Raw genomic sequence first — 25,510 nt, 5'->3', positions numbered from 1 at the left:
GACTTGCACCCTTATCGTTTCGTCTATTATAAACTTCAAAGTTAGTCTCACTCGCATTTGGATATTGATAACGAACGAATTTTTTACATGTTGGAGAAGTCTTTCTAGAGCTGTGACTTCCTATCTCTTGTTTGAGACCCGTGCCTAGGTTGAGGGGTTCCCGGTGCTCAATAATTCTCAGACGGCATCAATCGTGAAGGAAACCTCCCCTGCCAGGAAATGAAAGGGGAGGTGAGATCGCGCTCCCTCTATTGTCTTGAGGTGCCTAGGAGACTGGGTAAAGACCGCGCAAAGATTCAAAAGCACCAAGTAAAGATTATTCTGTCTTATCGATCGGGTTTAAAATTGATGGATTCGAACCCAGAAAAAATATCGGATAAACGATTGTATAATTCCGATTAAAAATTCTATTTATCGAAAATAATGACTTCATAAAAGTTAAGCTAAAAAAAATAGAAATTCATTTAAGATTTAGGTACGGGCAATTCAATTCGACTCACAATAGCTAGCTCGATCTCTAACTCAGAAAAATCGAAAAAATTAATGTTTGGAATGCTTTTGAGGTAAGTGGGTTGGGTCTTCGAGGGTTGACCGAGTCGGTCGCAACTTCCAAGAAATCCTGGAGGCTGGCGCTTTTGAATGGAGTTAGGTTGCCATCGGGATGGGTTTTCGATGAACGCTCGAGACTTTCCGAATCCATGATTTGAGAACTGCAATGTTGTCCGTACTCAATGTAGAGATGTACTGACTCAACCTATTATGGTATCACAGTTAATTGCCCAAAAATTGACTTTAGGAGATTATGCCCAGGGAGCGATCGGGCGTAGTTTAAAGAAGTGCCTCAAGCATAAAAAACAAGTTCTTAAAGATAGCGATCGAGAACCCTTGCATCAAATGCGGATCGGGTTTCGACGGTTGCGCACGGTGATTTCGGTCTTCGATCGCATCCTGGAATTGCCCGAGGACGCAAGCAGGCGGAAAATTCGCAAAACTGTGGAGGTGTTGGGGGCAGTCCGGGATTTAGACGTGCTGCAAGCGGAACTGGCGACCCGGTATCGACCCAATTTAAGTGGGAAAGAAGAGAAATGTTTGGATAGCGTTCTCGAGACCCTCAAAAAACAGCGAGTTAAGGATTTTCACCATCTCGAAAAAGCTCTCAAAAGCGATCGCTTCGATCGACTCATCGGTTGTCTGCAAGATTGGCTCGAGCATCCGACTTGCAAAGCCATGGCAATCCTTCCCATTCGAGATGCGCTGCCGGATTTGCTCGGACCGACGATTGCCCAACTGTTCTTGCATCCGGGTTGGTGGGTGGGAACGACCCGAGGCAACGAGTTGAACGGTACGAGCGCGGCTCATGCGATCGGAATGCTCCAACAAATCGATCGCGAAAGTACCAGCCTGCACGATTTGCGAAAGCAGGTGAAGGGGGTGCGATATCAAACGGAAGTCTTTCTAGATTGTTACGACGAAACCTATGCTCGCCAAACTCGAGAATTTAAGCAAATTCAGGGGTTACTCGGTCAGATGCAAGACCAGGCAGTACTGCGGGAGTTTCTCGCGAAAGTCCTCAACTGCGATGTCGCTCGCATTTTACCCACCGTTGCGGCACAGATGCGCCTCGAACAGTGGCAACTTTGGCAGGAATGGCAACCGATTCGCGATCGCTATCTCGACGCCGACTTTCGCCAGTCGGTGCGGTTGTTGGTTTTGAACCCGGATTGAGAATAAGTTATAGAGTTATAGCGGTATTCAGTCGGGTTAGGACAATAGTGCGAGCTCTTGCTGGCGTTTCCAACGATATGATTGTTGGAGGTGTCCTAACTACAGTGAATACCGCTATATAGCCACCGCGCCTATTGGTTCGGACAATTAGTGCCCGCCGCGTGCGCGTGTGCGGAGCACACAAACATCTTGCTCGCATTGTCAATCATCACAATCACCCCGTCTCCCCTCTCTCCCTCTCCCCGTCACTGTGTCTCCCCAAATTCCCCCTCCCCCAATTGACGATCCGATCTACCTGACCCATCGACGCTGGATGATGGCGGCGTTGGAGTTGGCGCAAGCTGCCGGGGAAGCGGGGGAAGTTCCGGTGGGGGCGATTATTGTCGATAAGGCGGGGAATTTAGTAGCGACGGGCGAAAATCGACGGGAACGCGATCGCAACCCTATTGCCCACGCGGAAATCCTGGCGATTCAACAAGCCTCCCAAATGTTGCAAACCTGGCGGCTGAGCGAATGTACTTTGTACGTCACCCTCGAACCCTGTCCCATGTGTGCTGGGGCGATCGTTCAATCGCGATTGGGACTGTTAGTTTACGGGGCTGACGAACCGAAAACCGGGGCGATTCGCACGGTGATGAATCTTCCCGATGGCCCTTGCTCCTATCATCGTTTAAAAGTCCTCGGTGGTATCTTAGAGTCAACGTGTCGCGATCGATTACAAACTTGGTTCGATCGACGGCGATCGCCCTAACGGTTGCGCGAACATGCCGAAATAACGTCAGAAAATAGACGATGCACGAACTGTCCGTTGTTCTCAATCGATCCCTTCGAGTCGTCTTAAAGTAGAGGTTGAAAAGCGGAATTTAAAGCTCGCTTTAAAGTTCCGAACAACCGTACTTGCAACCGTGTTTCAAATCGACTCCTACGCGCAAAACAACTCACTCCCACAAAACTCCGCCAACACTGCAATGCCAACTCCGACTGGGGCATCTTCTGTTTCATCCCAGGTGTCGCCGTGGTTAATGCCGATCGTTCATCCCCTCGCACGTCATATCGTTTTGCCCGCGTGTTTTAGAGAAATTCGGGCGATGGGACAAGAGCATTTGCCTGCGACGGGGGCTACCATTCTCGCACCTACCCATCGTTCTCGCTGGGACCCCCTCGTTCTCTCCCACGCTACAGGGCGAGCGGTTTCCGGACGGGATCTGCGATTTATGACAACGGCAACGGAAACCACGGGCATTCAAGGCTGGTTTGCCTGTCGCTTGGGGGCGTTCCCCATCGATCTCAAGCGTCCCGGCATCGGCAGTTTGCGCCACGGCTTAGATTTACTGCACCAGGGCGAAATGCTGACCATTTTCCCCGAGGGCGGCATTTTCCATCAAGATACGGTGAGCCGACTCAAACCGGGTTTGGGTCGTCTGGCGATGCAGGCCGAATGCACGCAGCCGGGTTTGAAGGTGCGGGTTCTCCCCGTTGCCATCCGCTACAGTACCGGAAAACCACGCTGGGGTTGCGATGCGATCGTCAAGATCGGCAAACCCATCTGGGTGAAAGATTACCCCAAAGACTCCACCAAACGCAGCGCCAAGAAGCTGACGACCGATTTATCTGAAGCCCTGCAAGAACTGTACGATCGAGCAATCTGAGGAGAGAGGGGAAGACACAGTGACGCGGTGACGCGCAGAGGGGGAGATATAGCGATATGCAGTCATGTTAGGACACAAGTGACCGTGGGCAGGCAATCGCGGTGGGAGAAAGATGCTCGTAACCCTCAGACTGTCAGCGCCCTCACAGAATTCAGCAATAAGAACTCATAACCGGTCTCGACACCCATTAGTGAAAGGTGAAGCTGACGTGCCGCAATTCAAGGGGAATGGGGAACGGGGAATGGGGAATGGTTTTGAGTATGGGATCTCAGGGTCGATCCGTCATCGGAAACCGTCTAGATCTCAAGAGTCAATCGAGTAGAAACACTAAATCTGGGGCTTGACAACCGAGAGATTTCCGCGCGCGTTTCACCAATGCTCTACACCCTACACCCCACCTCCGTTACCCAGTTAGAGTGCAGTGCATCCCGTCCCACCATGGCAGTCTGGAGGCGATCGCGCAACCGTTGAGTGATGGGGCGATCGTCTGGGAGGGAGTAGGTTTCCACGCTCAGCACCGGCAGAATTTGCGCCGCCGTACCGCACAGAAACACTTCATCGGCGATCAATAGCTCCGATTTGTCGACAGGTCTCTCGATGGTAGGAATGCCCAAATCGCGGGCAAGGGTGAGAATACTATCGCGGGTAATGCCTTCGAGAATATCTTGGTCGGTGCTGGGGGTAATCAACTGACCGTTACGCACCAAAAATAGATTCATCGCCGAAGCTTCGCTGACTTTTCCCTGGGAGTTCATCAAAATCGCTTCATCGAACCCCGATTCGACGGCTTCAGTTTTTGCCAGTGCCGAGGCGATATAGGCAGCACTGGTTTTGCCGCGCAGGGGTTGGCTGCGATCTTCTTGTCGCTGCCAGGAACTAATCCGACAGCGCACTCCACTGCCCGGTAGATAGTCCCCCATCCCTAAGCCGTATACGAGCAAGTCTTTTTCCATCTCGTGCAGTCGCGGGGCAATCCCCAAACTGGAAGTATAAATTAGCGGTCGGATGTAGAAGGAAGAGGAGGGTTGGTTGCGGCGGACGAACTCGATGAGGATGGATTGCAACTCTTCTGGAGCTATCGAATAACCCAGGTATCGGGCACTGCGACTCAGTCGCTGGCAATGGGCATCGAGACGAAACAACAAGATGCGATCGCCATCGATAAACCCGCGAATCCCCCCGAGAACCCCCGTCCCGTAATGGAGGGCGTGGGTGGCAATGGAAATGCGAGCGTCGTTGAAGGGGAGAAACTGTCCTTGTAGGTAGGCGTCGGGCAAGAACTGATGAGTTGTTTGGGCGATCCCGGGGGTGGGTTTTTGAGTTGCAGTGGCGCTCATGTGTCGGTCTGGTGCGATAAAATGTTCGGAATAAACATTATATTAGCACCACTTAATAGTGGTGTCATTAAAGCACGCCTCAAAAATATCTAACAAAATCCCCCAGAATGCACGATCCGAAACAGCTCGAAAACCTGACAAATTTAGGACTAACGCGCTATGAAGCGGCGATTTACTTAGCACTGCTCGAACGCCAGGATTTTACTCCGGCGCAAGTGGCAACCCTGGCCCAAGTGCCCCGACAGCGAGTTTATGACGTACTGGCTTCTCTGCGCGATCGGGGTTTGTGCGTCGAGCGTCATTCCGGGCGCCAGCGGCTCTTTCAAGCGGTCGATCCGGCGCGAGCGCTCCCCACCCTACTGCGGGAAAAACAGCGCCAGTACGATGCGGAAATCGCCCAGCAGCGGGAACGAACAGAGAGCCTCGTTACCGCTTTGACTCCCCTGTACCAAGCCGGACATGGCACCCAAGATCCGCTGGCATATATTGAAGTGCTTTCCGAACCCAATCGCATTTTCGATCGCGCGATCGAACTGGCTCAGTCAGCACATGAAAGTATCTGCGTGTTCTTCACTTATCCGTCCCTACTCAGTTACGAAGAAGGATTGCAATTGGTGAAAGAACCCCTCGATCGCAGTATTACCTACCGGACGATTTACGAGCATCACAGTTGGGAAGATCCGAGCGATCGAGAATTTATCCGCCAGTGTCAAGAATGGGGGCAGCAAGTACGCTTCGTTCGGGAACTGCCATTTAAAATGCAGCTTTTTGACGATCGCTATACTTTACTCTCTCTGCAAGACCCCCTCGCGAGTACCCCCCGATTCACCGCCACGATCTTCACCCATCCGGGGTTGGCTTCGATGCTGCAAATTTCTTTTGAAACCATCTGGCAAGAGGGCACAAATCCACCCAAAAGTTAAAAACTATTTCTCGTCAGACCTATCCTTTCCCCTGTGCTCCCAACCCCCCGAACGGTCGCGTCGCACTGTACAATGAGTAACACTTATTTATCAATTTTGACGTCTCGAATACATTTAGTAATGTCGAATCCGAGCGCTCGAAACCTCCACCCTCAGCTCACTTTTTCCCGATAATCGCAACTGAAAGATAATGAATTCAATGACAAGCGTGACTGCGAGCGCACCTACTGCCCCCACGACCACGACTCTTCCTCGCCGCCGTGCGGTGTTTCCCTTCACGGCGATCGTCGGCCAGGAGGAGATGAAACTGGCCCTGATGTTGAATGCCATCGATCCGAAAGTGGGTGGCGTGATGATTATGGGCGATCGCGGCACGGGAAAATCGACCACGATTCGAGCGCTGGCGGAATTGTTACCAGATATTGATGTGGTGGGTGACGACCCCTTCAACAGCCATCCTAGCGATCCGGAAATGATGAGCGATGGGGTGCGAGAGCGCTTAGATCGACAGGATTCGCTCCCCGTCAGCCGTAAAAAAGTGCCCATGGTAGACTTACCCCTGGGGGCAACGGAAGACCGGGTTTGCGGTACGATCGATATCGAAAAAGCTCTTTCGGAAGGGGTGAAAGCCTTTGAACCGGGTTTGCTAGCGAAAGCCAATCGCGGCATCCTCTACGTGGATGAGGTGAACCTCCTCGACGACCACTTAGTTGACGTGTTGCTCGATTCAGCGGCGTCTGGTTGGAATACCGTGGAACGGGAAGGCATTTCCATCCGCCACCCGGCACGGTTCGTGTTGGTAGGTTCTGGGAACCCCGAAGAAGGAGAACTGCGACCCCAACTGCTCGATCGTTTCGGGATGCACGCCGAAATCCGTACCGTGAAAGAGCCGAATCTGCGAGTGCAAATCGTCGAAGAACGCTCCACCTTCGATGGCGACCCCCAGACCTTCCTCGAAAATCATCGCCAAGAGCAAGAAGCCCTGCGGGAAAAATTGATTCGAGCTCAAGAACTCCTGCCTTCAGTGACGATCGATCGCGAACTGCGCGTCCAAATTTCCCAAGTTTGCTCGGAGTTGGATGTGGATGGATTGCGCGGGGATATCGTCACCAACCGGGCGGCCAAAGCCCTGGCAGCCTTTGAAGGTCGCACGGAAGTTACCGTCGATGATATTCGCCGGACGATCGTCTTGTGTTTGCGTCACCGACTGCGCAAAGACCCCTTGGAATCGATCGATTCGGGATACAAAGTTGAAAAGGTATTTTGCAGCGTCTTCAAGCTGGAAATGCCAGAAGACTAACCTGAAGACAGAGAAGACAAAAACCCATGTCGCGATCGCCTGCCGGATTGGAGAGAACTGCGGTCGTGACATGGGAAATCAGTGAAGCCGTGACGGGAAAGCGATCTCCGATTAGAGCTAAGCGCAAGGGATGCGAGGACATTTAATTGGGTACACAACGTACAGTAGGGGTCAACGGCCGCATTCCCCCTACAAGATTTATAAAGACTTAACCTGAATCTCAATCGTCCTAACTGCTATGCGCGCGAGCTGTATCAAGGCGATCGCTTTTCTCAACTCAAACCACCCAAATCGAGTCTGCGAGCGACATCATGCCTTCGAGGCATAATAACCGAGAGCCTCAAACTGATGTTGGCGTACCCGCAGTCGAAGCCGCCAACTCCGCCAACTGTTCCTGTTGGTCTTGGGCGATGCAAGTTTGAAAAATTGGTTCTAAATCTCCTTCTAACACCGTCGTCAGGTTGAAGTTCTGACCCAATCGATGGTCGGTGGCGCGGTTATCTTTGTAGTTGTAGGTGCGAATTTTTTCCGATCGCGCCCCAGTTCCTACCTGAGATCGCCGCCGGGAGGTAATTTCTGCCTGCTGTTCTTGCAGCTTCATTTCGTATAGCTTCGCCCGCAAAATCTGCATGGCCCGTTCCCGGTTTTGCAGCTGCGATCGTTCTTCGGTACAGAAAATCCGAATTCCCGTAGGTTTGTGAATCAGGTCGACGGCCGTTTCCACCTTGTTGACGTTCTGACCGCCAGCACCACCCGATCGCGCTGTGGACATTTCGATGTCTTTGGGATCGATTTCCACTTCCACTTCATCCACTTCCGGCATCACCGCCACCGTGGCCGTGGACGTATGTACTCGACCCCCAGCTTCGGTCACCGGAACTCGCTGCACCCGGTGCACCCCAGCCTCGAATTTGAGCTTGCTGTAGACGCGATCGCCCTGAATCTCCAGAATCGCCGCCTTGAATCCCCCCATATCCGCGAGGGACTCGCTCACCAGCTTCACCCGCCAGTTGTAATTTTCCGCATAGCGGGAGTACATCCGCACCAAATCACCTGCCCAGATGCTAGCCTCGTCTCCCCCAGTTCCCGCCCGAATTTCGAGCATGATATTCTTCTCATCGTTGGGGTCTTGGGGCAGGAGCAGGATTTTCAGCCGCTGTTCGAGTTCTTCAAGAGCCGTTTCGAGTTCGTCCACTTCCAGGGCGGCCATCTCCCGCATCTCGGGATCGTCGTTGGCTTCTTTGAGGACTTGCTGCGCGCCAGCCAACTCCTCCGTTTTCTCCTTCCAAACCTCGTAGGTGTTCACCACCTCTTCCAGAGATGCCCGCGCCTTGGCCACTCGCTGAAACTCACCCGGATCGCTGGCGATATCTGGATCTGCCAGTCGGCGGGTCAACTCGTGAAAGGTTTGCTCGACGGATTTTAATTTATCGATCAGGTAACTTGGAGCCATGGCGCAGTCCTCTTGATTGGTCTAAACAGCGATCGCGCCGATGGAATCTCGACGCTAAAATCTCGAACTTCAGATGCGTTATCGATGGGTTCGCCCATCCAACACCGAGAATCGACGCGGCGCGGCTACTGCTTGGACTCGGTATTTTCCTCGGAGGATTGGGTGCCCATCATGCCGTACTTGCGCATGAATCGCTCCACTCGTCCTTCCGTATCGATAATCTTCTGGTTGCCGGTATAGAAGGGATGATTTCCCGACCAGACATCGACGTGAAGTTCGGGTTTAGTCGACCCCACGGTCATCACCACTTCTCCGTTGCAGTAGACTTTGGCTTCGGGATACCACTCGGGATGAATATCGGATTTGGGCATGGCGGATTTCTCTCGTTGTCTTAGGCTGTTCGTGGGGATATCAATATTTTAGCGTTTCGAGCCATTCCCCACGATCTCGGAAAACTCGAAACGGCACTTCGATTAACGCTTGGAGTACTGAGGAGCCTTACGAGCTTTGCGCAAACCGTACTTCTTCCGTTCCTTGGCGCGGGGATCGCGGGTGAGATAGCCTTCAGCTTTCAAGGGCTGGCGGTTATCGGGGTCGAGTTCGCACAGCGCCCGGGCAACACCCAAGCGAATGGCTTCGGCTTGACCGGTGAGTCCCCCACCGCGCACGTTCACCAGGATATCGTACTCCGCTTCCAAACCCAGGGTCTCGAGGGGAGTGCGGGTTGAGGCGATGTAAGCCGGGTTGTACTGCAGGTAGACGTTGCCGGGTTTGCCGTTCACCGTCAGTTCTCCGCTACCGGGAACCAAACGGACGCGGGCGATAGCTTCTTTGCGGCGACCGGTTCCCCAGTACGCGACGCGGTTTTGACGTTCGGTTGCTTCCATTAGGCTTTCACTCCAGGGGTGGTGTTGATTTCTAAGACTTCGGGCTGTTGGGCGGCGTGGGGATGCTCGGAACCGGCATATACTTTCAGGTTGGTGAATAGCTTGCGTCCGAGGGCATTTTTGGGCAGCATCCCTTTGACAGCTTTCTCGATAATCCGTTCGGGAATGCGAGCTTGCAGCTTATCGAAGGTTTCCACCTTCATTCCCCCCGGTCTACCCGAGTGGCGGCGATAGAGCTTTTGGCTGCGTTTTTTGCCCGTCACCTGCACTTTTTCGGCATTGATGACGATCGCGAAATCCCCCGTATCCATGTGAGGGGTAAAGGTGGGTTTGTTTTTGCCCCGTAGAATCTGAGCGATCTCGCTGGCGAGTCGTCCCAAACGCTTATCGGTGGCGTCGATGACGTACCATTTTTTCTCGATCGAATCGACGGGGGGAACGTGGGTTTTAATCATAGCTATTATGTAATCGGTAATGGGCGATCGAACCCGCAATGGGTCTCGAAGGCAAACTTGGGCATGGCATCGATCCACGCTTCCGGTTTAAAAGGATTTTCGGGATAGCCAACCCGCAGCAAACACAAACCGTGGGCGGGGGCGGCGTACTTCACCGCTTCTCGACGCTCGTTAGTCCAAATGTCGTAGAAGTTGGCGAGGGATCTCTGTCCCCGACCCACCTGAACCAGCAACCCTACCAAAAGGCGCATCATCCCATAGAGGAAGCCACTGGCTTGAACTTCGATGTAGAGCGACGAACCCTGACGCTCGCATCGAGCTTCTTGTACCTCCACCCAAGAGTGAGCGCGCCCGGAACCCGCTCGGTGAAATGCCGCCAAATGATGGCGACCCACCAGGGGATCTAAAGCCGCTTGAATCCGCTTCTCGTCGAGGGGCGCGTGGTAGTAGTGCCACGCCACCGGACTCAAGAACAAGTTGGGATAGGAGTCGGTGTAGAGGGTGTAGCGATAGCGTCGCCACAGGGCGCTAAACTGCGCGTGCCAGTTAAAGTCTACCGCAGCCGATGCCCGCACGATAATCCCCTCTGGCAATCGGTTGTTGAGGACGGTTCCCCATTTACCAGCGGGAATAGGACTGCTCGAATCGAAGTGCGCCACCTGAGCGGCGGCGTGTACCCCGGCATCGGTCCGACCCGCACCGTGGACGGTGACCGGATGTCCCATTTCGATGGCGAGGGCTTTTTCGAGTTCTTCTTGGACCGTGGGCAAATTCACTTGCCGCTGCCAACCATGAAAATGAGTGCCAAGGTACTGGACGACCATGGCAACTCGCTCTCGAGGCTGGGGGATGGAGGGGGACATCAACGGGTCAATCGACGAGTTCGATAATTGACATTTTGGCGTTATCGCCCCGGCGGCTGACGGTGCGCAGAACGCGGGTATAGCCGCCGTTACGGCTGCCGTAGCGATCGGGCACGCCCGCAAATAGGGCATGAACCAATCCTTTATCGTAAAGATAGCCCATGGCTTGACGGCGAGCGGCCAGGGTTCCGTCTTTTGCCAGAGAAATGATTCTCTCGGCTTCCGAACGCACGGCTTTGGCGCGGGCGGTGGTGGTGGTAATCCGACCGTGACGGAGCAGTTCGGTGGTCAAAGACCTCAAGAGGGCTTTGCGCTGATCGGCAGGTTTGCCGAGGAGAGGGACACGACAACGATGACGCATGATAGTAAGAACAAATGACGAACGATCGATTTTTGATGGGAAGAAGTTCAACTCCGAGCGCCCACGCGGGTTGGCGTTGGGAGCTTCACCTTCATTTCCCTAGGCTTTCGATTTTTCTTGAGGCAGGGTAATTCCCAACCGCTCTTGCAGGGCCTCAATTACTTCTTCAGCGGATTTTTGCCCGAAGTTTTTAATTTCGAGCAGGTCTTCTTGGGAATAATCTAATAAGTCGGCGACGGAATTAATCTGCGCGCGCTTGAGACAATTGTAGGCTCTCACCGAAAGCTGAAGTTCTTCGATGGGAATCTGACTGTTGGGATTTTCGTCCGGGGTGAACTCATCTTTGAGCGATTCCACGGTAATGTCTTTGAGTGGGACGAATAGATCCACTAAAAGATTCGCCGCTTCCCCGATCGCCTCTTGAGGGGTTAAACTCCCGTTGGTCCAGATTTCCATAATCAGGCGATCTTTTTCCAAGGAGCCGCCCACGCGGGCATCTTCGACGGTATAGTTGACCTTTCTCACGGGCATGAACACCGCGTCGATTTGCAGGTAGTCCAGGGCCGTCGATTCGTCTCGACTGCGCTCGACGGAGCGATACCCAGTCCCGGTTTCGATCCGAAATTCCATCTCCAGCGATGCTTTTTCCGCCAAGGTGGCAATATACTGACTTTGGCTGGCAACCTCCACTTCCGAGGGCAGATCGAAGTGGTCGGCGGTTACCGTTGCCGGACCTTGAACGAGCAAGCGACCGATTTGGGGCTGGTTCGTGCGGCTTTTGAGCACGACTTCCTTCATATTTAACAGGATTTCCAGCACGTCCTCTCGGACGCCGGGCATCGTCGCGAACTCGTGATTCACCCCACCAATGCGGACGGCCGTAATTGCCGAGCCTTGTAAGTTGGAGAGCAGAACTCGCCGCAGGGCATTCCCCACCGTCGTCCCTTGACCCCGTTCTAACGGCTCGATAATAAATTTGCCGTAGAGACCTTGGCCTTTCTCTGGATTTTTACTTTCTACACACTCAATTTGGTATTGCGTCACGGCATAACCTCCCTTAACCTTAGTCCCCAGAAGATAGATACGTTTGACCGACCTAATGCTGAGTATTACGCTAGAATTTGATTTTCGTGGATGCTCGTTTGGAGCGGGTGGGGAGCGAAGCATCGGCGAGCCACTGGCAACTTCAAGTTCCCGTGGCAACCCCGTCCGTCCCAGCGCACGAAAAGCAATCGATGGCTAAACTCGCCGACGCTTGGGCGGACGGCAGCCATTATGGGGAATGGGGGTAATATCTCGAATGAGGGTAATTTCCAGACCCGCTGCCTGTAAAGCCCGGATGGCTGTTTCTCGTCCGGCTCCCGGACCGCTGACCATCACCTCGATTTGACGCATTCCCTGGTCGCTAGCCCGACGGGCTGCGCTTTCGGCAGCGGTTTGAGCGGCGTAAGGGGTTCCTTTTTTCGCCCCCTTGAACCCACTCGAACCGGCCGTTGCCCAGGAGATCACCTCTCCTTTGGTATCGGTAATGGTGACGATCGTGTTGTTAAAGGTAGACTGAATGTAGCCTATGCCATTGGGGACGTTCCGCTTTTGTTTGCGAGAACCTGATTTTTTGTTGGGTCGTGTTGCCATGTTCGTTTTTCAAGCGTGTATAGAATGAATGTGAGCTCGGCTGGGGCAAACTGTAGATGCAAGTTTTCGGGGTGTCTGAGGGAGTGGGAATGCGCGTGCCAAACAGCTTCGGCTTCGGTTGGGGCACTCGATGGGGGGATGAAGCTTGCTTCCCGAGGACGTCGGCTCGTCCGCAACCGATGCGCTCTATTTCTTGGCGCCAGCTTTCTTCTTACCTGCGACGGTGCGACGAACGCCTCGGCGAGTGCGAGCGTTGGTGCGGGTGCGCTGACCGCGAACGGGCAAACCCTGACGGTGACGGCGACCTCGATAGCAGCCGATGTCTACCAAACGCTTAATGTTCATCGATTCCCAACGCCGCAAGTCCCCTTCGACTTGATAGTTGGCTTCGATAGTTTCCCGCAGGGCGGCGACTTCTCCATCGCCTAGATCTTTGACGCGAGTATCGGGGTTAATTCCCGTGGTCTCGAGAATTTTTTGTGCGGTCTTCAGACCGATACCATAGATATAAGTCAGACCAATTTCGACGCGCTTATCTCGTGGAAGGTCTATTCCTGCAATCCGTGCCACGTTTTTCTCTCCAGATTAGAGTAATTCGATCGACTAAAAAGACTGGGTCTTTTCTAGCAGCAAAGTGGGCTGCCACAACAATTTTCGCGGGCGATTTAGCCTTGGCGTTGCTTGTGTTTTGGATTGGGACAAATCACCATAACTCGACCGCGACGACGGATGACGCGGCACTTTTCGCAAATTTTTTTGACAGATGCTCGTACTTTCACGATTTTACATAGTTATACAACAAACTCTATATCTTAACTTTTTCATATTTAAAAGTCAAAGATAAAAAATTAAAATTTGGGGAACGATAACGAGCTACCGGACTTACTTTTTCCGCAAGCGATAAGTAATTCTACCTTTGGTTAAATCGTAAGGTGTCACTTCTACCTTGACGCGATCTCCGGGAAGGATTTTAATGTAGTTACGTCGAATTTTTCCAGAAATATGGGCAAGGACATTAAACCCATTATCTAAATCGACTCGAAACATCGCATTGGGTAGAGACTCGGTCACCGTCCCTTCCACTTCAATTAAGTCTTGCTTTGCCAATTTTTTTCCCTATTTACGATGGTGTAAATTTACCGTTGAAGACACGAACAGACCCTAGTTTTTGGTTGTTCTCTAACGTATACTATCAAATTTCGATTCGATCGTGTCCCTCGAAATCAGTAGATTTGCCTAGGAGTGCGGGATTAAGTTTATCAGGGTCTCCCGCACTTCCTCAATGGGTCGATTTCCATCAATAACTTTCAAGCATTGACGTTGGCGATAAAACTCGATGGTGGGTTCGGTTTCTTGCCGATAAACACTTAAACGACGGCGAATCGTTTCCTCTGTATCGTCAGCTCGTCCTCGCCCCAACAACCGAGTGACGATCGTTTCATCGGGAACATCCAAATTAATCGCACCATCGCAAGTTTGTTCCATCTGAAGCAGTAATTTCTCCAAAAACTCTGCTTGAGAAACCGTGCGGGGAAACCCATCTAAAATCCACCCGGTTTTGGCATCAGGCATCTGCAATCGTTCTCGAACTAAATCGAGAATTAGTGCTTCGGGAACGAGTTCGCCGCGAGCCATATACCCCTCGGCTTGTTGGCCGAGTTCGCTACCAGCAGCCACGGCTTGGCGAAGAATATCTCCAGTAGAAATATGGGGAATCTGACAGAATTCGGCCAGCTTTTGAGCTTGAGTGCCTTTACCGGCTCCGGGAGGACCTAAAAAGATAAACTGCATCGCTTTTACTGCTTCACCATGCCCTCATAACGTTGGGAAATGACGTAAGTCTGAATTTGTTTTGCCGTATCGATGGCAACCCCAACGATAATCAGCAAAGATGTTGCCCCTAATCCTTGGAAAGTCGGCACGCGAGTTGCCCCTTCCACGGCAGTGGGAACGGTTGCCACCAGACCTAGGAAAATGGCCCCGAGAAAGGTGAGCCGATTCAAAACCTGAGAAATATACTGTTCGGTAGCTTTCCCCGGTCGAATCCCTGGAATGCTCGAACCCATTTTTTTCAAGTTTTTCGACAGGTCGGCCGGGTCGAGGGTCAAAGAGGCGTAAAAGTAACTAAAAAAGACAATTAGCACCAGGTAGAAAGATACGTATAACCAAGGCCAAGGACTGTTCGGACCCAGATAGCGACCGACATTCGATAACATCGGATTATTGGTGGCTTCGGCCAAAAATCCGGGCAAAATCAAAAAGCTAGAGGCGAAAATAATCGGCATCACCCCCCCCTGATTCAAGCGCAAGGGCAGATAGCTGGTCCGTTCGCGATAGAGACGGCGACCCACTTGTCGGCGAGCGGAAATAATTGGAATGCGCCGAGCACCTTCTTGAACGAACACGATCCCGACGATGGTCACTAAGAAGACCATCACCAAAATCAGAACTCGACCGACAATTCCTTGGTCTCGCTGGGCTAGTTCGATGGTGTCTCCTAAGGAATAGGGTAGAACGGCAACGATATTGACGAAAATCAACAGCGATGCACCGTTTCCAATTCCGCGTTCGGTAATCAGTTCCGAGACCCACATCACGAACATCGCCCCAGCCACTAATGCCAACATGGTTTTGGCAATAAAGAAGGGAACCGGGTCTGTATTAGACGCCGACATGTAAGCGCTCGTCCAAATCGCAATCCCCGTACTTTGCAAGACGGCAACGCCCAGGGCGACGTAGCGGGTAATTTGAGAGATCTTGCGCCGTCCGGCTTCCCCTTCGTTCTTTTGCAGGTCTTCTAAACTGGGAATGGCCGCTGTGAGCAGCTGAACGGCGATCGATGCGTTAATAAAGGGCAAAATCCCCAAGGCAAAAATCCCCAGGCTTTCTAAACCCCCTCCAGAAAACGCATTCAACAATCCGAAGAAGGGGCTGTTTTGGAAATCGGTGGCAAATCGGGCGCGATCAATTCCCGGAACCGGCAACCAAACGCCCAAACGCACTAAAACAATTAAGCCAACCGTTACTAATATTCGTCCCCTCAAACCCGCAGCTTGAGCCATTTGAATGAATGTCTCTTGTGCGGTGGGGGCTTTATCTCGACTTACCGCCATGAAGGTTTACCTCTACCTTGACTCGCCATTGGTGTCATCTCGTCCCTTCCCCAAAAGGTCAGCTATCGGCGACTTCACAACTTCCACCGGCGGCCTCGATTTTCTGTCGGGCGCTGGCGGTAAAAGCAGCAGCTTTCACCGTTAGGGCAACGGTTAGCTCTCCATCTCCCAAGATTTTCAGGGGACCGTTGCTGGCGGTCACGAGTCCTGCTTCTAATATGGATGCCAACGTGACTTCTGTATTCGCGGGTAGGGACGCAAGTTTACCTACGTTTACAATAGTGTAATGTTTGGGGTTAATTACCGTAAAGTGCTTGAGTTTGGGAACCCGGCGGTAGAGAGGAAGTTGACCCCCTTCAAAACCCGGACGAGTCCCGCTACCCGATCGCGATTTTTGACCGCGCATTCCTTTACCGCAGCTTGCCCCTTGACCGGCGGCAATCCCCCGACCGACTCGGCGGCGGCGTTTTTTAGAACTCGGTTTGGGGACGGCATCTTGTAGTCTCATAATTTTAAGGATTTAAACGCTCGGCTCAATTTGAGGATGCTTTCAAGCTGGTGTTTTTAACTCGAAGCGTAAAGTTTCTCGATGGAGATATCTCGCTCGCGAGCCACTTCCGAAAAGCGGCGCAGGCTATCGAGGGCATCGACGGCGGCTCTGGCATTATTGAGGGGATTGCTCGACCCCAACTGTTTGGCGAGGATGTTGCGCACCCCGGAAAGTTCTAGCACGGTGCGCACGGCGCCACCGGCAATTACCCCCGTCCCCGGAGCGGCCGGTCGCATCATCACTTTTGCTCCACCCGCAATACCGTTAGCGCGATGGGGAATGGAGTTCGATTTGGTCAAGGGAACGGTGACGAGGTGCTTTTTCCCATCGACGACGCCCTTTTTCACCGCACCGATGACGTCACCGGCTTTACCCACGCCAACTCCCACTTGACCCCGTTCGTTGCCGACGACGACAATGGCGCGGAAGCTGAGTTTTTTACCCCCTTTGACCACTTTAGTGACGCGGCGAATCTGAACGACGCGCTCTTGCCACTCGCTTTCTTTCTCTCGATTGCGATTACCTTTTTTGTTTCTGCGTTGCTCTTTTTGTTCTGCCATGATTGTTTGCTCGTTTTTTAATGATGAATTGCGAGTCTGGATATCCTCAAGGGTGCAGTGCCATCGGAGGGTTCCTTAGAAACTCAAACCCGCTTCGCGAGCGGCATCGGCCAGAGCTTTGACGCGACCGTGGTACAGGTTTCCGCCGCGATCGAAAACAACTTTCTCGATTCCTTTATCCTTGGCGCGCTGGGCGACGAGTGCTCCCACTTTCGCGGAGGCATCGCAGGTGGAGGCGGAGGTAAGATCCGATCGCAAATCGGCATCTTTCGTAGAGGCGGCGACTAGAGTCCGATGTTCGGTATCGTCGATGATTTGAGCGTAAATATGTTTGTTCGAGCGAAAGACCGATAACCGAGGACGCTCGGGGGTTCCAGAGACTTTCCGCCGAACTCGGCGATGTCTGCGTTGAATGGATTCTTTGCGCGTTATTTTCATAAACCAAACTCACTTAAACCGTTATGAACTGACGACTCGCAGGGAAAAAGACCTCGAAGAGCCATGGCTGTAAACCCCACGCTCGATTATTTCTTACCGGCTTTACCGGCTTTGAGTCGAACGACTTCGCCGGCGTAGCGAATTCCTTTACCTTTATAGACTTCAGGGGGTCGGACGCTGCGGATGCGAGCGGCAGTATTCCCGACCACTTCTTTATCAATGCCGCTGACAATCACGTTGGTGTTATTCTCAACGGCCATCTGAATGCCTTCGGGGGGAACGACTTCAACGGGTTTCGAGTAGCCCACGTTCAAAATCAAATTGCGACCTTGCACCTGAGCGCGATAACCCACGCCTTGAATTTGCAACCGTCGCTCGAATCCTTTGGAGACACCTTCGACCATGTTGGCGACCAAGGTGCGCGAAAGACCGTGACGAGACCGAGCGACCCGAGAATCGTCGATGCGTTTGACAACTATGGCTTTATCCTCTTGTGCCAAACTCACCTGGTCGGGTAAAACTCGACTCAGTTCGCCTTTAGGTCCTTTGACTGAAATTTGCTGGCCCTCGATGTTGACCGAAACTTTATCGGGTAGATCGATGGGACGTTTACCAATACGAGACATCGCTTGTGTGTCCTTTGTTCTTGATATTCGGTATGGGGTTGGGAAATCGCTCTGGTGCGACGTTAGTAGACGTAGCAGAGGACTTCTCCACCGACCCCTTGACGACGGGCATCTCGGTCGGTCATGATCCCCCGAGAAGTGGAAACGATCGCAATACCGATCCCACCTAAAACTTTCGGCAGTTCTTTGCGATTTTTGTAAACTCGCAATCCGGGCTTGCTAATTCGCTTCAGTTCTCGCACGATCGGTTGGCGGTTTTTCCCCTTGTACTTGAGGGAAACCACCAAATGCATTTCGATTCCTTCTCCGGCTGCCTCGAAATCGTCGATAAACCCTTCATCTTTGAGGACTCGGGCAATGTTGCGGGTCATTTTAGTCGAAGGCACTTTCGTGGTTTGATGCCGCGCCAGGTTCGCATTACGGATGCGAGTGAGCATATCTGCAATTGTATCGTTGGTCGCCATAATTTTTTGTGTGTCAACCGGCCTCAATTACTACGGAAGGGCATGCCCATTTCTTTGAGTAAAGCGCGACCTTCTTCATCAGTTTGCGCGCTGGTTACGATCGAAATATCGAGTCCGCGAATTCGATCGATACTGTCATATTCCACTTCGGGGAATATCAGTTGCTCTTTGACCCCGAGGGTGTAGTTCCCCCGACCGTCGAAGCTGTTGGGACTAACGCCGCGAAAATCGCGAATCCGAGGCAGAGCCAAATTAATCAGTCGTTCGAGAAAGGCATACATGCGATCGGAACGTAGGGTCACCATGATTCCGACGGGCATCCCCTGGCGCAATTTGAAGCCCGCGATCGATTTCTTGGCTCGCGTTACCACCGGCTTTTGTCCGGTAATCACGGCGATTTCGGCAAGGGAAGATTCGAGAGCTTTCGCATTTTGAGAGGCTTCTCCCAATCCTCGATTGACCGTCACTTTCACGACTTTGGGAACCTGATGGAGGTTTTTATACTCGAAGCGTTCCGTAAGTTTGGGAACGATCGTTTCTTGATATTTCGTTTTCAGCGATTGAGCCATTTTGGATAATTTACACTCAGAAAGTCAGAAGGAAAACGTTTTTTATTGATGTTGTTCGCAACGCAAAAAAACGCTTTATCAGTCAATAATTTCCCCGGTTTTTTTGAGCTTTCGGACTTTTCGACCTTCTTCGGTGAAGGTATAGCAAATCCGGCTGGCGACCTTCTCTTTTTCCGAGTAAAGCATCACGTTGGAGCTGTGAATAGGGGCTTCAAAGGTGACGATTTTTCCGGATTCGCCTTCTTGCTGGGGCTTTACGTGCTTGGTGATGATGTTGGCTCCCTTGACCACCACCTGGCTTTTTTTGGGGATGGCTTGAAGCACTTCCCCAACTTTTCCCTTATCTTTGCCCGAAATAACCTGCACTGTATCGCCTTTTTTGACGTGCATTCGGTAGCGGATGGGGCGTTGCGTTACTTTGGCCACTAGAGAACCTCCGGTGCTAGAGATACGATTTTAGTAAAGTTTTTATCGCGCAGCTCGCGAGCCACCGGTCCGAAAACGCGGGTTCCTCTAGGGTTGCCGTCTTGGTTGATAATCACGGCCGCGTTGTCATCGAAACGAATGCTCATGCCGCTGTCTCGACGCAATCCCTTGCGAGTGCGCACCACGACGGCTCGCACGATGTCTGACTTCTTAATGGCCATATTGGGAATTGCATCTTTGACCACGCCGATAATGATGTCACCTACGCCGGCATAGCGTCGGTTCCCGCCGAGAATTCGGATGCACAATATTTTGCGAGCGCCGCTATTATCGGCAACGTTGAGATAGGACTCTTTTTGAATCACGATTGGGTCTCCCTTCGCGTCGCGCGTATGTTACTAGTCTTGGAGTGCTTTGCTGAGCGTTTCGATCACCATCCAGCGTTTCGTGCGGCTCAGAGGGCGAGTCTCTCGAATGCGAACCCGATCGCCTTCGTTACATTCGTTATTCTCGTCGTGGGCTTTATATCGCTTCGTCTGCACGACAATTTTGCCGTATTTGGGGTGGGGAGCGCGGTTTTCAACGGCGACCACCACGGTTTTTTGCATTTTGCTGCTGACAACAGTGCCAACACGTTCTTTAACTGCCATGATTGGGTGAAAAGAGAGTGATGTATAGGAGCCAGAACCACGAGCGGGCCTCAGTTATTCCGAGGCAGCGGCTTCTGCAGTTTCGGCGACCGGTTCGGCTGCCGGTTCGGCTGCCGGTTCCGGGGTCGACGGGGTTGCGTCTTGGGCACTGGCTTTAGCGCTGGCAATTTGACGCTGGCGCTCGACGGTCAGCAGTTGACCAAGGCGGTGGCGCTTGTGTTTGAACAAATGAGGCTTTTCGAGCTGACCGGTTACTTTTTGCAGTCGCAACTCGAACAGCTCTTTTTTAATCGCTAAGATTTGTTCGGAGATTTCTTCGTCACTTAGAGGGGTGACCTCGTCAATTTTGGGTAATGACATCGGCTTGTCTACTCTCCTTCACGGGTCAGGAACTTGGTTTTGATCGGTAATTTGAAGGAAGCCAAACGCATTGCTTCTCGGGCCGTGGCTTCGGGAACGCCGGCAATTTCAAACATGATCCGACCGGGCTTAACGACGGCCACCCAAAATTCGGGAGAACCTTTACCCGAACCCATCCGGGTTTCTGCCGGTCGCATGGTGACGGGTTTATCGGGGAAAATCCGAATCCAGATTTTTCCACCCCGGCGAATGTAGCGCGTCATTGCTCGACGGCTGGCTTCAATTTGACGGGAGGTAATCCAAGACGGTTCTAGCGCTTGCAATCCGAAGTCACCAAAATCGATGGTGCTGCCTCGGCTGGCCAAACCTCTCATGCGCCCGCGCTGCTGCTTGCGGAATTTTGTTCTTTTTGGACTTAACATAACCTTTTTTGTGGCTGATGCGGGTGGCGATCGCTCGTTAGGATAATAGTTCGTCGACCTTGAAAACCGGGCCGTTTATCCTTCGTTCGATCGATCTTCAAACTGCTGGCGGCGTTTGGGCTGGCGGCGGCGGGGTTGGGCAACGGTGTTGCTGGCTTTCTCTTCCATTCCCGGAATGATTTCGCCCTTGAAGACCCAAACTTTCACCCCTAAAATGCCGTAAATCGTCCGAGCGGTTCGATAGGAGTAGTCGATATCGGCGCGCAAGGTATGGAGGGGAACTCGACCTTCGCGAGTCCATTCCGAACGGGCAATTTCCGCACCGTTGAGGCGTCCGCCGACTTGGATTTTAATCCCTTCAACTCCCGCTCGCTGAGCGCGTTGGATAGCTTGGCGCACCACTCTGCGGAAGGAAACCCGCCGTTCGAGCTGTTGGGTGATGTATTCGGCAATCAAAGCCGCGTCGGCATCAACCCGAGCCACTTCGACGACGTTAATGCGAATCTGACGGCTGCTGCCGAGCATTTTTTGCAGGTTGACCCGCAGGTTTTCGATGCCGCTACCGCCGCGACCGACGACCACACCGGGTCGTGCCGTGCGAATTTCGAGATCGATTTGATCGGCTTTGCGCTCGATGCGAACTTCGCTAATGCCAGCATTCGATAGGTTTTTCTGAACGTACTGGCGGATTTGATAGTCTTCCTGGAGCAGTTCGGGATAGCGGTTGCTATCGGCAAACCAGCGAGAGCGGTGCTCTTGGGTAATTCCTAAACGAAAACCGATCGGGTGTATCTTTTGTCCCATGAATTTATCCTTGCGATCGCGAGTTATTCCTCAATTTCCGGCGCCACGGTCACGGTAATGTGACAGGTGGGCTTGCGAATCATGTAAGCCCGACCTTGAGCGCGGGGTCGGTAGCGCTTTAAGCTCGGACCGCCGTTGGCGTAAGCTTGGGAAACGACGAGCTGGGTGGGGTCGAGTCCTAAGTTATGCTCGGCATTCGCCACGGCCGATCTCAACACCTTGAGAACGGGATCGCAAGCGCGATAGGGCATAAATTCTAAAATAATTAGCGCCTCCCGGTAGGAACGCCCCCGGATTTGGTCGAGAACTCGACGCACTTTATGGGGGGACATTCGGATGTAGCGAGCGATCGCTTTTGCCTCTGAAGTGGTATCAACAGCCATAGGTCGGCTTCTCCTTATCGTGTTCTTTTATCTCCATAAACCCAGGGGCTATCGTCGCATTTTTTTATCGCTTTTGGCGTGTCCCCGGAAGGTACGAGTGGGGGCGAATTCGCCGAGTTTGTGGCCGACCATTTGCTCGTTCACGTAAACGGGAACGTGAGCGCGACCGTTATGCACGGCGATGGTATGACCCACCATTTGGGGAACGATGGTGGACGCGCGCGACCAGGTTTTAATCACTTGCTTTTCCTGGCGGGCATTCAAGCGCTCGATCTTTTTCATCAAGCTGTCGGCAATAAACGGACCTTTTTTTAGCGATCGACTCATAATCGTTCAACGGGAGTGGTGTGGGTACGTCAGTCATTAACTATCGCGACCGCCGCGACCGCGCTTGGAAGATTTGCGTCGGCGGCGAACGATAAATTTGTTACTGGCTTTATTCTTCTTCCGGGTCTTGGCACCGAGGGCGGGCTTACCCCAGGGTGTCATCGGACCGCTGCGACCGATGGGGGCGCGACCTTCACCACCACCGTGGGGGTGATCGACGGGGTTCATGACGCTACCGCGAACTTGGGGGCGACGACCCAACCAGCGGGTGCGACCGGCTTTACCCAGGGAGATGTTGCGCGCGTCGACGTTCCCCACTTGTCCGATGGTGGCGTAACACTCGCGGCGAATCATCCGCACTTCTCCGGAGGGAAGCTTGAGGGTGACGAATTTACCTTCTTTGGCCACCACTTGGGCGCTCGCACCGGCAGCACGCACGATTTGACCGCCTTTACCGGGAGTCAATTCGACGTTGTGCACGGCCGTACCTAGGGGAACGTTCGCCAGGGGTAAAGCATTCCCAATTTCGATCGGGGCATCGGGGCTAGCGATCACTTCGGTCCCGACAGCCAATCCCTTGGGATGCAAGATATACCGCTTTTCGCCGTCTTTGTAGTACAGCAGGGCGATTCTCGCATTGCGGTTGGGATCGTATTCAATTTCCGCGACTTTAGCTGGAATGTTGAGCTTGTTACGGTGAAAGTCGATGATGCGATACAGGCGCTTGTGACCGCCACCGCGATGGCGGCAGGTAATCACGCCTCGGTTGTTGCGACCCTTGGGGCGGTGGTTGTTCCGCGTTAGGGATTTTTCCGGCTCGCTGCGGGTGATTTCGGCGAAGTCGGAAACGCTATGTTCTCGGGTGCTGGGGGTGTAAGGTCGGTATTTACGAATACCCATGGTTCTCTTCCTTAGTCTTTTGTCCGCTGTCCTCTGTCGGGTCAATGACAAAAGACGGGTGAATGGCTCGGCTGAGGTTTATACGTCGGGGAACAAGGCGATCGAATCGTCGGGAGCGAGTTTGACAAAGGCTCGCTTGTATTGGGGCTTGTAGCCGACGAAACGACCGACGCGCCGCTTTTTGCGCGGCTTAATTAAGGTGTTGACTTTGAGGACTTTAACATCGAACAGGGCCTCGATCGCCGCTTTGATTTGCGGCTTGGTGGCTTTGCGATCGACCTCAAACGTATACTGATTGTTTTCCATCAGTAATGTCGCTTTTTCGGTGACGATCGGCCGTTTAATTAAATCGGCGAGTTTGCGGGGGTCAATTTTTTCAGTCACTGTAAACCTCCTGAATTTGCTCCAGAGCCGGGGCGGCGATCGCGATTCGATCGGCGTGGAGTACGTCGTATACGTTTAAGTTCGTCGCCATAATCAGCCTCACTCTTTCGAGGTTCCGAGCCGATAAATATAGGTTTTCATCTTTCTCGGCCATGACGATCAGCACTTTCGAGCCGGGTTCGATTCCCCACCGCTCGATGGCGCTGACGAGTTCTTTGGTTTTGGGCCGTGCCAAACGTCCGTTCAACTCTTCGACGACGACGATATCTTCGGCGCGGCTTTGAAATGCCGTACGCAGCGCCAGCCGTCGCTCTTTGCGGTTCATCTTGATGTTGAAGTCTCTCGGCTTGGGACCGAAGATGACACCACCACCCCGCCAGAGGGGAGAACGGTTAGAACCCGCTCGGGCGCGACCGGTTCCTTTTTGCCGCCAGGGTTTGCGTCCGCCCCCGCGCACTTCGGCGCGAGTTTTGGTCGAAGCCGTTCCCTGACGGGCGTTGGTCATTTGCCGCCTCAAGGCGCGATGAACGATATGGGCGGCATTTTCTTCTCGGGCGACCTGGAGTTCGAGGGTGGCTTGCCCTACTTCTTCTCCGTCCCAGTTCCGAACTGAACAGTTAACCATGTTTCTTGTCTTTTGCTCTGTCTTGGCTCTTCCTAAGTTCTCGATCGAGATCGGGGAGACATAAAGGGATGTTTGCTCTATTTCCCGACGATGTTAGCCGGTGCGATACTGAGCAACGCACCCGGCTTTCCGGGAACCGAACCTTTGAGGAGTACCAAGTTTTTCTCGGTATCCACGCGCACGACGGTCAACTTACGAACGGTGACCCGCGATCCCCCGAGACGACCGGCCATCCGTTTGCCGGGATACACCCGTCCGGGAGTCGTTCCTGCCCCGGTCGAACCGGGTAAGCGATGGTTTTTAGAGCCGTGAGACATGGGTCCCCGTCGGAAGTTATGGCGTTTTTGATATCCGGCAAAACCCCGTCCGATACTGGTACCGCACACGTCAACGAGTTGACCGGCACTGAGTATCTCGGCGTTAATCGATTGACCGGGCTGGTATTCCCCGGCATTTTCGGCGCGGTATTCGCGCAAGTGACGCAAGGGAGCCGCTTCGGATTTGGCTAAATGACCGAGCTTTGGCTTGTTGAGCGCCTTGGGTTTCACCTCTTCGTAGCCGATTTGAATGGCGTTGTAGCCATCGGTCGGCTTGGTTTTGACTTGAGTGACCTGGCACGGTCCGGCCTGGATGACGGTGACGGGAATCGCTTTACCCGTTTCATCGAAGATTTGGGTCATCCCCAACTTAGTGCCGAGAATTCCAACTGACACGGTTACTTGTTTCTCCTCGTCATTGATTTACCCGCAACTTAGCCTTAGACGAATCTTTCGACTCGCCTAACACGAAGAACGCATTTGAAAATACCCGAGCGCAAAACGCCAACGAATCCCATCGGGGGCACTCGTTCGCGCGAACGACTGGGTGAAGCGTGTGAGTTAAGCTAAAAGCGTAGTGCCGGGATTTGCCCGATCGGGCCAGGACTTAAGCAGCGAGCTACTCAGTATCCTCTAGGAAAGCGTTTTGAGATCGAGACGATCCTTATGCGCGGGCTTGAACCGATTCCTAGTGATATCTGTAGATCTTCACAGGTTGCTTGAAGAGCGCTACAGGAGATTCGCCGGCTTTGCCTCTACTATACTTGTGGGTTGCTTGGAGTGGGTGCGAACTCCCACCGCTCGAACAAACCGCTAGTATGGGGCAAATTGTTAGCTTTTGGACTAGCTTTATTAAGCCACAATTTTATATCTTACACAACCTATATCCCGATGTCTAGTCTCGAACGAAAAATTTTTTCAAATCCCACAATACGTATGAATTCGGTCGGGAATGAAAGCAGGCGGGGGAAACGGTAAAGATGCATTTGGGCGATGAACGACAC

37 protein-coding genes are annotated in these 25,510 nt (G+C 52.8%); 5 read left to right on the top strand and 32 right to left on the bottom strand.

Annotated features, from left to right (window positions below):
• Window positions 1-759: 759 nt before the first annotated feature.
• The 3 genes from AC2215_RS14615 (at window position 760) to AC2215_RS14605 (ending at window position 3,374) form a co-directional block, all read left to right on the top strand.
• Window positions 760-1,725, top strand: coding sequence for a CHAD domain-containing protein (locus tag AC2215_RS14615; protein ID WP_486810745.1), 966 nt, complete (start codon window positions 760-762; stop codon window positions 1,723-1,725).
• Between the two features lie 250 nt (window positions 1,726-1,975).
• The gene (gene tadA / locus AC2215_RS14610; RefSeq protein WP_486810744.1) at window positions 1,976-2,476 is read left to right on the top strand and encodes a tRNA adenosine(34) deaminase TadA; all 501 of its coding nucleotides are present in this window, start codon (window positions 1,976-1,978) and stop codon (window positions 2,474-2,476) included.
• Window positions 2,477-2,693: 217 nt separating this feature from the next.
• Window positions 2,694-3,374, top strand: coding sequence for a lysophospholipid acyltransferase family protein (locus tag AC2215_RS14605; RefSeq protein ID WP_486810743.1), 681 nt, complete (start codon window positions 2,694-2,696; stop codon window positions 3,372-3,374).
• Between the two features lie 380 nt (window positions 3,375-3,754).
• Here AC2215_RS14605 and AC2215_RS14600 read toward each other — a convergent pair whose 3' ends face one another.
• Window positions 3,755-4,711, bottom strand: a complete 957-nt coding sequence (locus AC2215_RS14600) for a branched-chain amino acid transaminase (RefSeq protein WP_486810742.1) — start codon at window positions 4,709-4,711, stop codon at window positions 3,755-3,757.
• A 107-nt stretch (window positions 4,712-4,818) separates the two neighbouring features.
• Here AC2215_RS14600 and AC2215_RS14595 point away from each other — a divergent pair, with 107 nt between their 5' ends.
• Together AC2215_RS14595 and bchI are read left to right on the top strand one after the other, a co-directional pair.
• The gene (locus AC2215_RS14595) at window positions 4,819-5,634 is read left to right on the top strand and encodes a TrmB family transcriptional regulator (protein ID WP_486810741.1); all 816 of its coding nucleotides are present in this window, start codon (window positions 4,819-4,821) and stop codon (window positions 5,632-5,634) included.
• Between the two features lie 199 nt (window positions 5,635-5,833).
• On the top strand, window positions 5,834-6,934 hold the full coding sequence (bchI, locus tag AC2215_RS14590) for a magnesium chelatase ATPase subunit I (protein WP_486810765.1): 1,101 nt from the start codon (window positions 5,834-5,836) through the stop codon (window positions 6,932-6,934).
• A 340-nt stretch (window positions 6,935-7,274) separates the two neighbouring features.
• Here the strand turns inward: bchI and prfA are convergent, their stop codons facing one another.
• From prfA to rplC, 31 genes are all read right to left on the bottom strand, one after another.
• Complete coding sequence (prfA, locus tag AC2215_RS14585; RefSeq protein ID WP_486810740.1) at window positions 7,275-8,387, bottom strand: peptide chain release factor 1; 1,113 nt, start codon at window positions 8,385-8,387, stop codon at window positions 7,275-7,277.
• Between the two features lie 125 nt (window positions 8,388-8,512).
• A complete protein-coding gene (gene rpmE, locus AC2215_RS14580; RefSeq protein WP_486810739.1) occupies window positions 8,513-8,758 on the bottom strand; it encodes a 50S ribosomal protein L31 in 246 nt (81 codons plus the stop codon).
• A gap of 102 nt (window positions 8,759-8,860) precedes the next feature.
• Window positions 8,861-9,274 carry a 30S ribosomal protein S9 gene (gene rpsI / locus AC2215_RS14575; RefSeq protein ID WP_486810738.1) on the bottom strand — a complete coding sequence of 138 codons (414 nt, stop codon included), beginning with the start codon at window positions 9,272-9,274 and terminating at the stop codon, window positions 8,861-8,863.
• On the bottom strand, window positions 9,274-9,729 hold the full coding sequence (rplM, locus tag AC2215_RS14570; protein ID WP_486810737.1) for a 50S ribosomal protein L13: 456 nt from the start codon (window positions 9,727-9,729) through the stop codon (window positions 9,274-9,276). The genes rpsI and rplM overlap by 1 nt, the downstream gene beginning before the upstream one ends.
• A gap of 5 nt (window positions 9,730-9,734) precedes the next feature.
• Window positions 9,735-10,553 (bottom strand): tRNA pseudouridine(38-40) synthase TruA, encoded by an 819-nt coding sequence (gene truA, locus AC2215_RS14565; RefSeq protein WP_486810736.1) that lies wholly within the window; start codon window positions 10,551-10,553, stop codon window positions 9,735-9,737.
• Window positions 10,554-10,599: 46 nt separating this feature from the next.
• Window positions 10,600-10,953 carry a 50S ribosomal protein L17 gene (gene rplQ, locus AC2215_RS14560; protein WP_486810735.1) on the bottom strand — a complete coding sequence of 118 codons (354 nt, stop codon included), beginning with the start codon at window positions 10,951-10,953 and terminating at the stop codon, window positions 10,600-10,602.
• A gap of 99 nt (window positions 10,954-11,052) precedes the next feature.
• Entirely contained in the window at window positions 11,053-11,997 is a 945-nt protein-coding gene (locus AC2215_RS14555) for a DNA-directed RNA polymerase subunit alpha (RefSeq protein ID WP_486810734.1), read from the bottom strand.
• 195 nt (window positions 11,998-12,192) lie between these two features.
• The gene (gene rpsK / locus AC2215_RS14550) at window positions 12,193-12,588 is read right to left on the bottom strand and encodes a 30S ribosomal protein S11 (protein ID WP_486810733.1); all 396 of its coding nucleotides are present in this window, start codon (window positions 12,586-12,588) and stop codon (window positions 12,193-12,195) included.
• Window positions 12,589-12,774: 186 nt separating this feature from the next.
• A complete protein-coding gene (rpsM, locus tag AC2215_RS14545) occupies window positions 12,775-13,158 on the bottom strand; it encodes a 30S ribosomal protein S13 (RefSeq protein ID WP_486810732.1) in 384 nt (127 codons plus the stop codon).
• 95 nt (window positions 13,159-13,253) lie between these two features.
• Window positions 13,254-13,367, bottom strand: coding sequence for a 50S ribosomal protein L36 (gene rpmJ / locus AC2215_RS14540; RefSeq protein ID WP_194028896.1), 114 nt, complete (start codon window positions 13,365-13,367; stop codon window positions 13,254-13,256).
• 103 nt (window positions 13,368-13,470) lie between these two features.
• Entirely contained in the window at window positions 13,471-13,695 is a 225-nt protein-coding gene (gene infA / locus AC2215_RS14535) for a translation initiation factor IF-1 (protein WP_486810731.1), read from the bottom strand.
• 129 nt (window positions 13,696-13,824) lie between these two features.
• On the bottom strand, window positions 13,825-14,379 hold the full coding sequence (locus tag AC2215_RS14530) for an adenylate kinase (RefSeq protein WP_486810730.1): 555 nt from the start codon (window positions 14,377-14,379) through the stop codon (window positions 13,825-13,827).
• Window positions 14,380-14,384: 5 nt separating this feature from the next.
• Window positions 14,385-15,701, bottom strand: a complete 1,317-nt coding sequence (secY, locus tag AC2215_RS14525; RefSeq protein ID WP_486810729.1) for a preprotein translocase subunit SecY — start codon at window positions 15,699-15,701, stop codon at window positions 14,385-14,387.
• 58 nt (window positions 15,702-15,759) lie between these two features.
• Window positions 15,760-16,209, bottom strand: a complete 450-nt coding sequence (gene rplO / locus AC2215_RS14520) for a 50S ribosomal protein L15 (protein WP_486810728.1) — start codon at window positions 16,207-16,209, stop codon at window positions 15,760-15,762.
• A gap of 56 nt (window positions 16,210-16,265) precedes the next feature.
• Window positions 16,266-16,811, bottom strand: a complete 546-nt coding sequence (rpsE, locus tag AC2215_RS14515; RefSeq protein ID WP_486810727.1) for a 30S ribosomal protein S5 — start codon at window positions 16,809-16,811, stop codon at window positions 16,266-16,268.
• Between the two features lie 75 nt (window positions 16,812-16,886).
• Window positions 16,887-17,249 (bottom strand): 50S ribosomal protein L18, encoded by a 363-nt coding sequence (gene rplR, locus AC2215_RS14510; protein ID WP_486810726.1) that lies wholly within the window; start codon window positions 17,247-17,249, stop codon window positions 16,887-16,889.
• Window positions 17,250-17,335: 86 nt separating this feature from the next.
• A complete protein-coding gene (gene rplF, locus AC2215_RS14505; RefSeq protein ID WP_486810725.1) occupies window positions 17,336-17,875 on the bottom strand; it encodes a 50S ribosomal protein L6 in 540 nt (179 codons plus the stop codon).
• A gap of 62 nt (window positions 17,876-17,937) precedes the next feature.
• The gene (gene rpsH, locus AC2215_RS14500) at window positions 17,938-18,339 is read right to left on the bottom strand and encodes a 30S ribosomal protein S8 (protein WP_486810724.1); all 402 of its coding nucleotides are present in this window, start codon (window positions 18,337-18,339) and stop codon (window positions 17,938-17,940) included.
• Between the two features lie 23 nt (window positions 18,340-18,362).
• Window positions 18,363-18,908 (bottom strand): 50S ribosomal protein L5, encoded by a 546-nt coding sequence (gene rplE, locus AC2215_RS14495; RefSeq protein ID WP_486810723.1) that lies wholly within the window; start codon window positions 18,906-18,908, stop codon window positions 18,363-18,365.
• 78 nt (window positions 18,909-18,986) lie between these two features.
• Window positions 18,987-19,298 (bottom strand): 50S ribosomal protein L24, encoded by a 312-nt coding sequence (rplX, locus tag AC2215_RS14490; protein ID WP_486810764.1) that lies wholly within the window; start codon window positions 19,296-19,298, stop codon window positions 18,987-18,989.
• A 35-nt stretch (window positions 19,299-19,333) separates the two neighbouring features.
• On the bottom strand, window positions 19,334-19,699 hold the full coding sequence (gene rplN, locus AC2215_RS14485) for a 50S ribosomal protein L14 (RefSeq protein WP_486810722.1): 366 nt from the start codon (window positions 19,697-19,699) through the stop codon (window positions 19,334-19,336).
• Between the two features lie 33 nt (window positions 19,700-19,732).
• Window positions 19,733-19,984, bottom strand: a complete 252-nt coding sequence (gene rpsQ / locus AC2215_RS14480; protein ID WP_486810721.1) for a 30S ribosomal protein S17 — start codon at window positions 19,982-19,984, stop codon at window positions 19,733-19,735.
• Window positions 19,985-20,038: 54 nt separating this feature from the next.
• On the bottom strand, window positions 20,039-20,344 hold the full coding sequence (gene rpmC / locus AC2215_RS14475) for a 50S ribosomal protein L29 (protein WP_486810720.1): 306 nt from the start codon (window positions 20,342-20,344) through the stop codon (window positions 20,039-20,041).
• 8 nt (window positions 20,345-20,352) lie between these two features.
• Window positions 20,353-20,766: a 50S ribosomal protein L16 gene (rplP, locus tag AC2215_RS14470; RefSeq protein ID WP_486810719.1), complete on the bottom strand. Its 414-nt coding sequence runs from the start codon at window positions 20,764-20,766 to the stop codon at window positions 20,353-20,355.
• A gap of 75 nt (window positions 20,767-20,841) precedes the next feature.
• On the bottom strand, window positions 20,842-21,570 hold the full coding sequence (gene rpsC, locus AC2215_RS14465) for a 30S ribosomal protein S3 (protein WP_486810718.1): 729 nt from the start codon (window positions 21,568-21,570) through the stop codon (window positions 20,842-20,844).
• A 23-nt stretch (window positions 21,571-21,593) separates the two neighbouring features.
• Complete coding sequence (gene rplV, locus AC2215_RS14460) at window positions 21,594-21,953, bottom strand: 50S ribosomal protein L22 (protein ID WP_486810717.1); 360 nt, start codon at window positions 21,951-21,953, stop codon at window positions 21,594-21,596.
• Between the two features lie 48 nt (window positions 21,954-22,001).
• A complete protein-coding gene (rpsS, locus tag AC2215_RS14455; RefSeq protein WP_486810716.1) occupies window positions 22,002-22,280 on the bottom strand; it encodes a 30S ribosomal protein S19 in 279 nt (92 codons plus the stop codon).
• A 36-nt stretch (window positions 22,281-22,316) separates the two neighbouring features.
• Window positions 22,317-23,180: a 50S ribosomal protein L2 gene (gene rplB / locus AC2215_RS14450; RefSeq protein WP_486810715.1), complete on the bottom strand. Its 864-nt coding sequence runs from the start codon at window positions 23,178-23,180 to the stop codon at window positions 22,317-22,319.
• 78 nt (window positions 23,181-23,258) lie between these two features.
• Window positions 23,259-23,564 carry a 50S ribosomal protein L23 gene (locus AC2215_RS14445; RefSeq protein ID WP_486810714.1) on the bottom strand — a complete coding sequence of 102 codons (306 nt, stop codon included), beginning with the start codon at window positions 23,562-23,564 and terminating at the stop codon, window positions 23,259-23,261.
• A complete protein-coding gene (gene rplD / locus AC2215_RS14440) occupies window positions 23,557-24,189 on the bottom strand; it encodes a 50S ribosomal protein L4 (protein ID WP_486810713.1) in 633 nt (210 codons plus the stop codon). The genes AC2215_RS14445 and rplD overlap by 8 nt, the downstream gene beginning before the upstream one ends.
• Before the next feature lie 77 nt (window positions 24,190-24,266).
• Window positions 24,267-24,902 (bottom strand): 50S ribosomal protein L3, encoded by a 636-nt coding sequence (rplC, locus tag AC2215_RS14435; protein WP_486810712.1) that lies wholly within the window; start codon window positions 24,900-24,902, stop codon window positions 24,267-24,269.
• Between the last annotated feature and the right edge of the window lie 608 nt (window positions 24,903-25,510).

This window comes from Zarconia sp., assembly GCF_057467645.1.
This window is presented reverse-complemented; position numbering and strand designations above follow the sequence as displayed.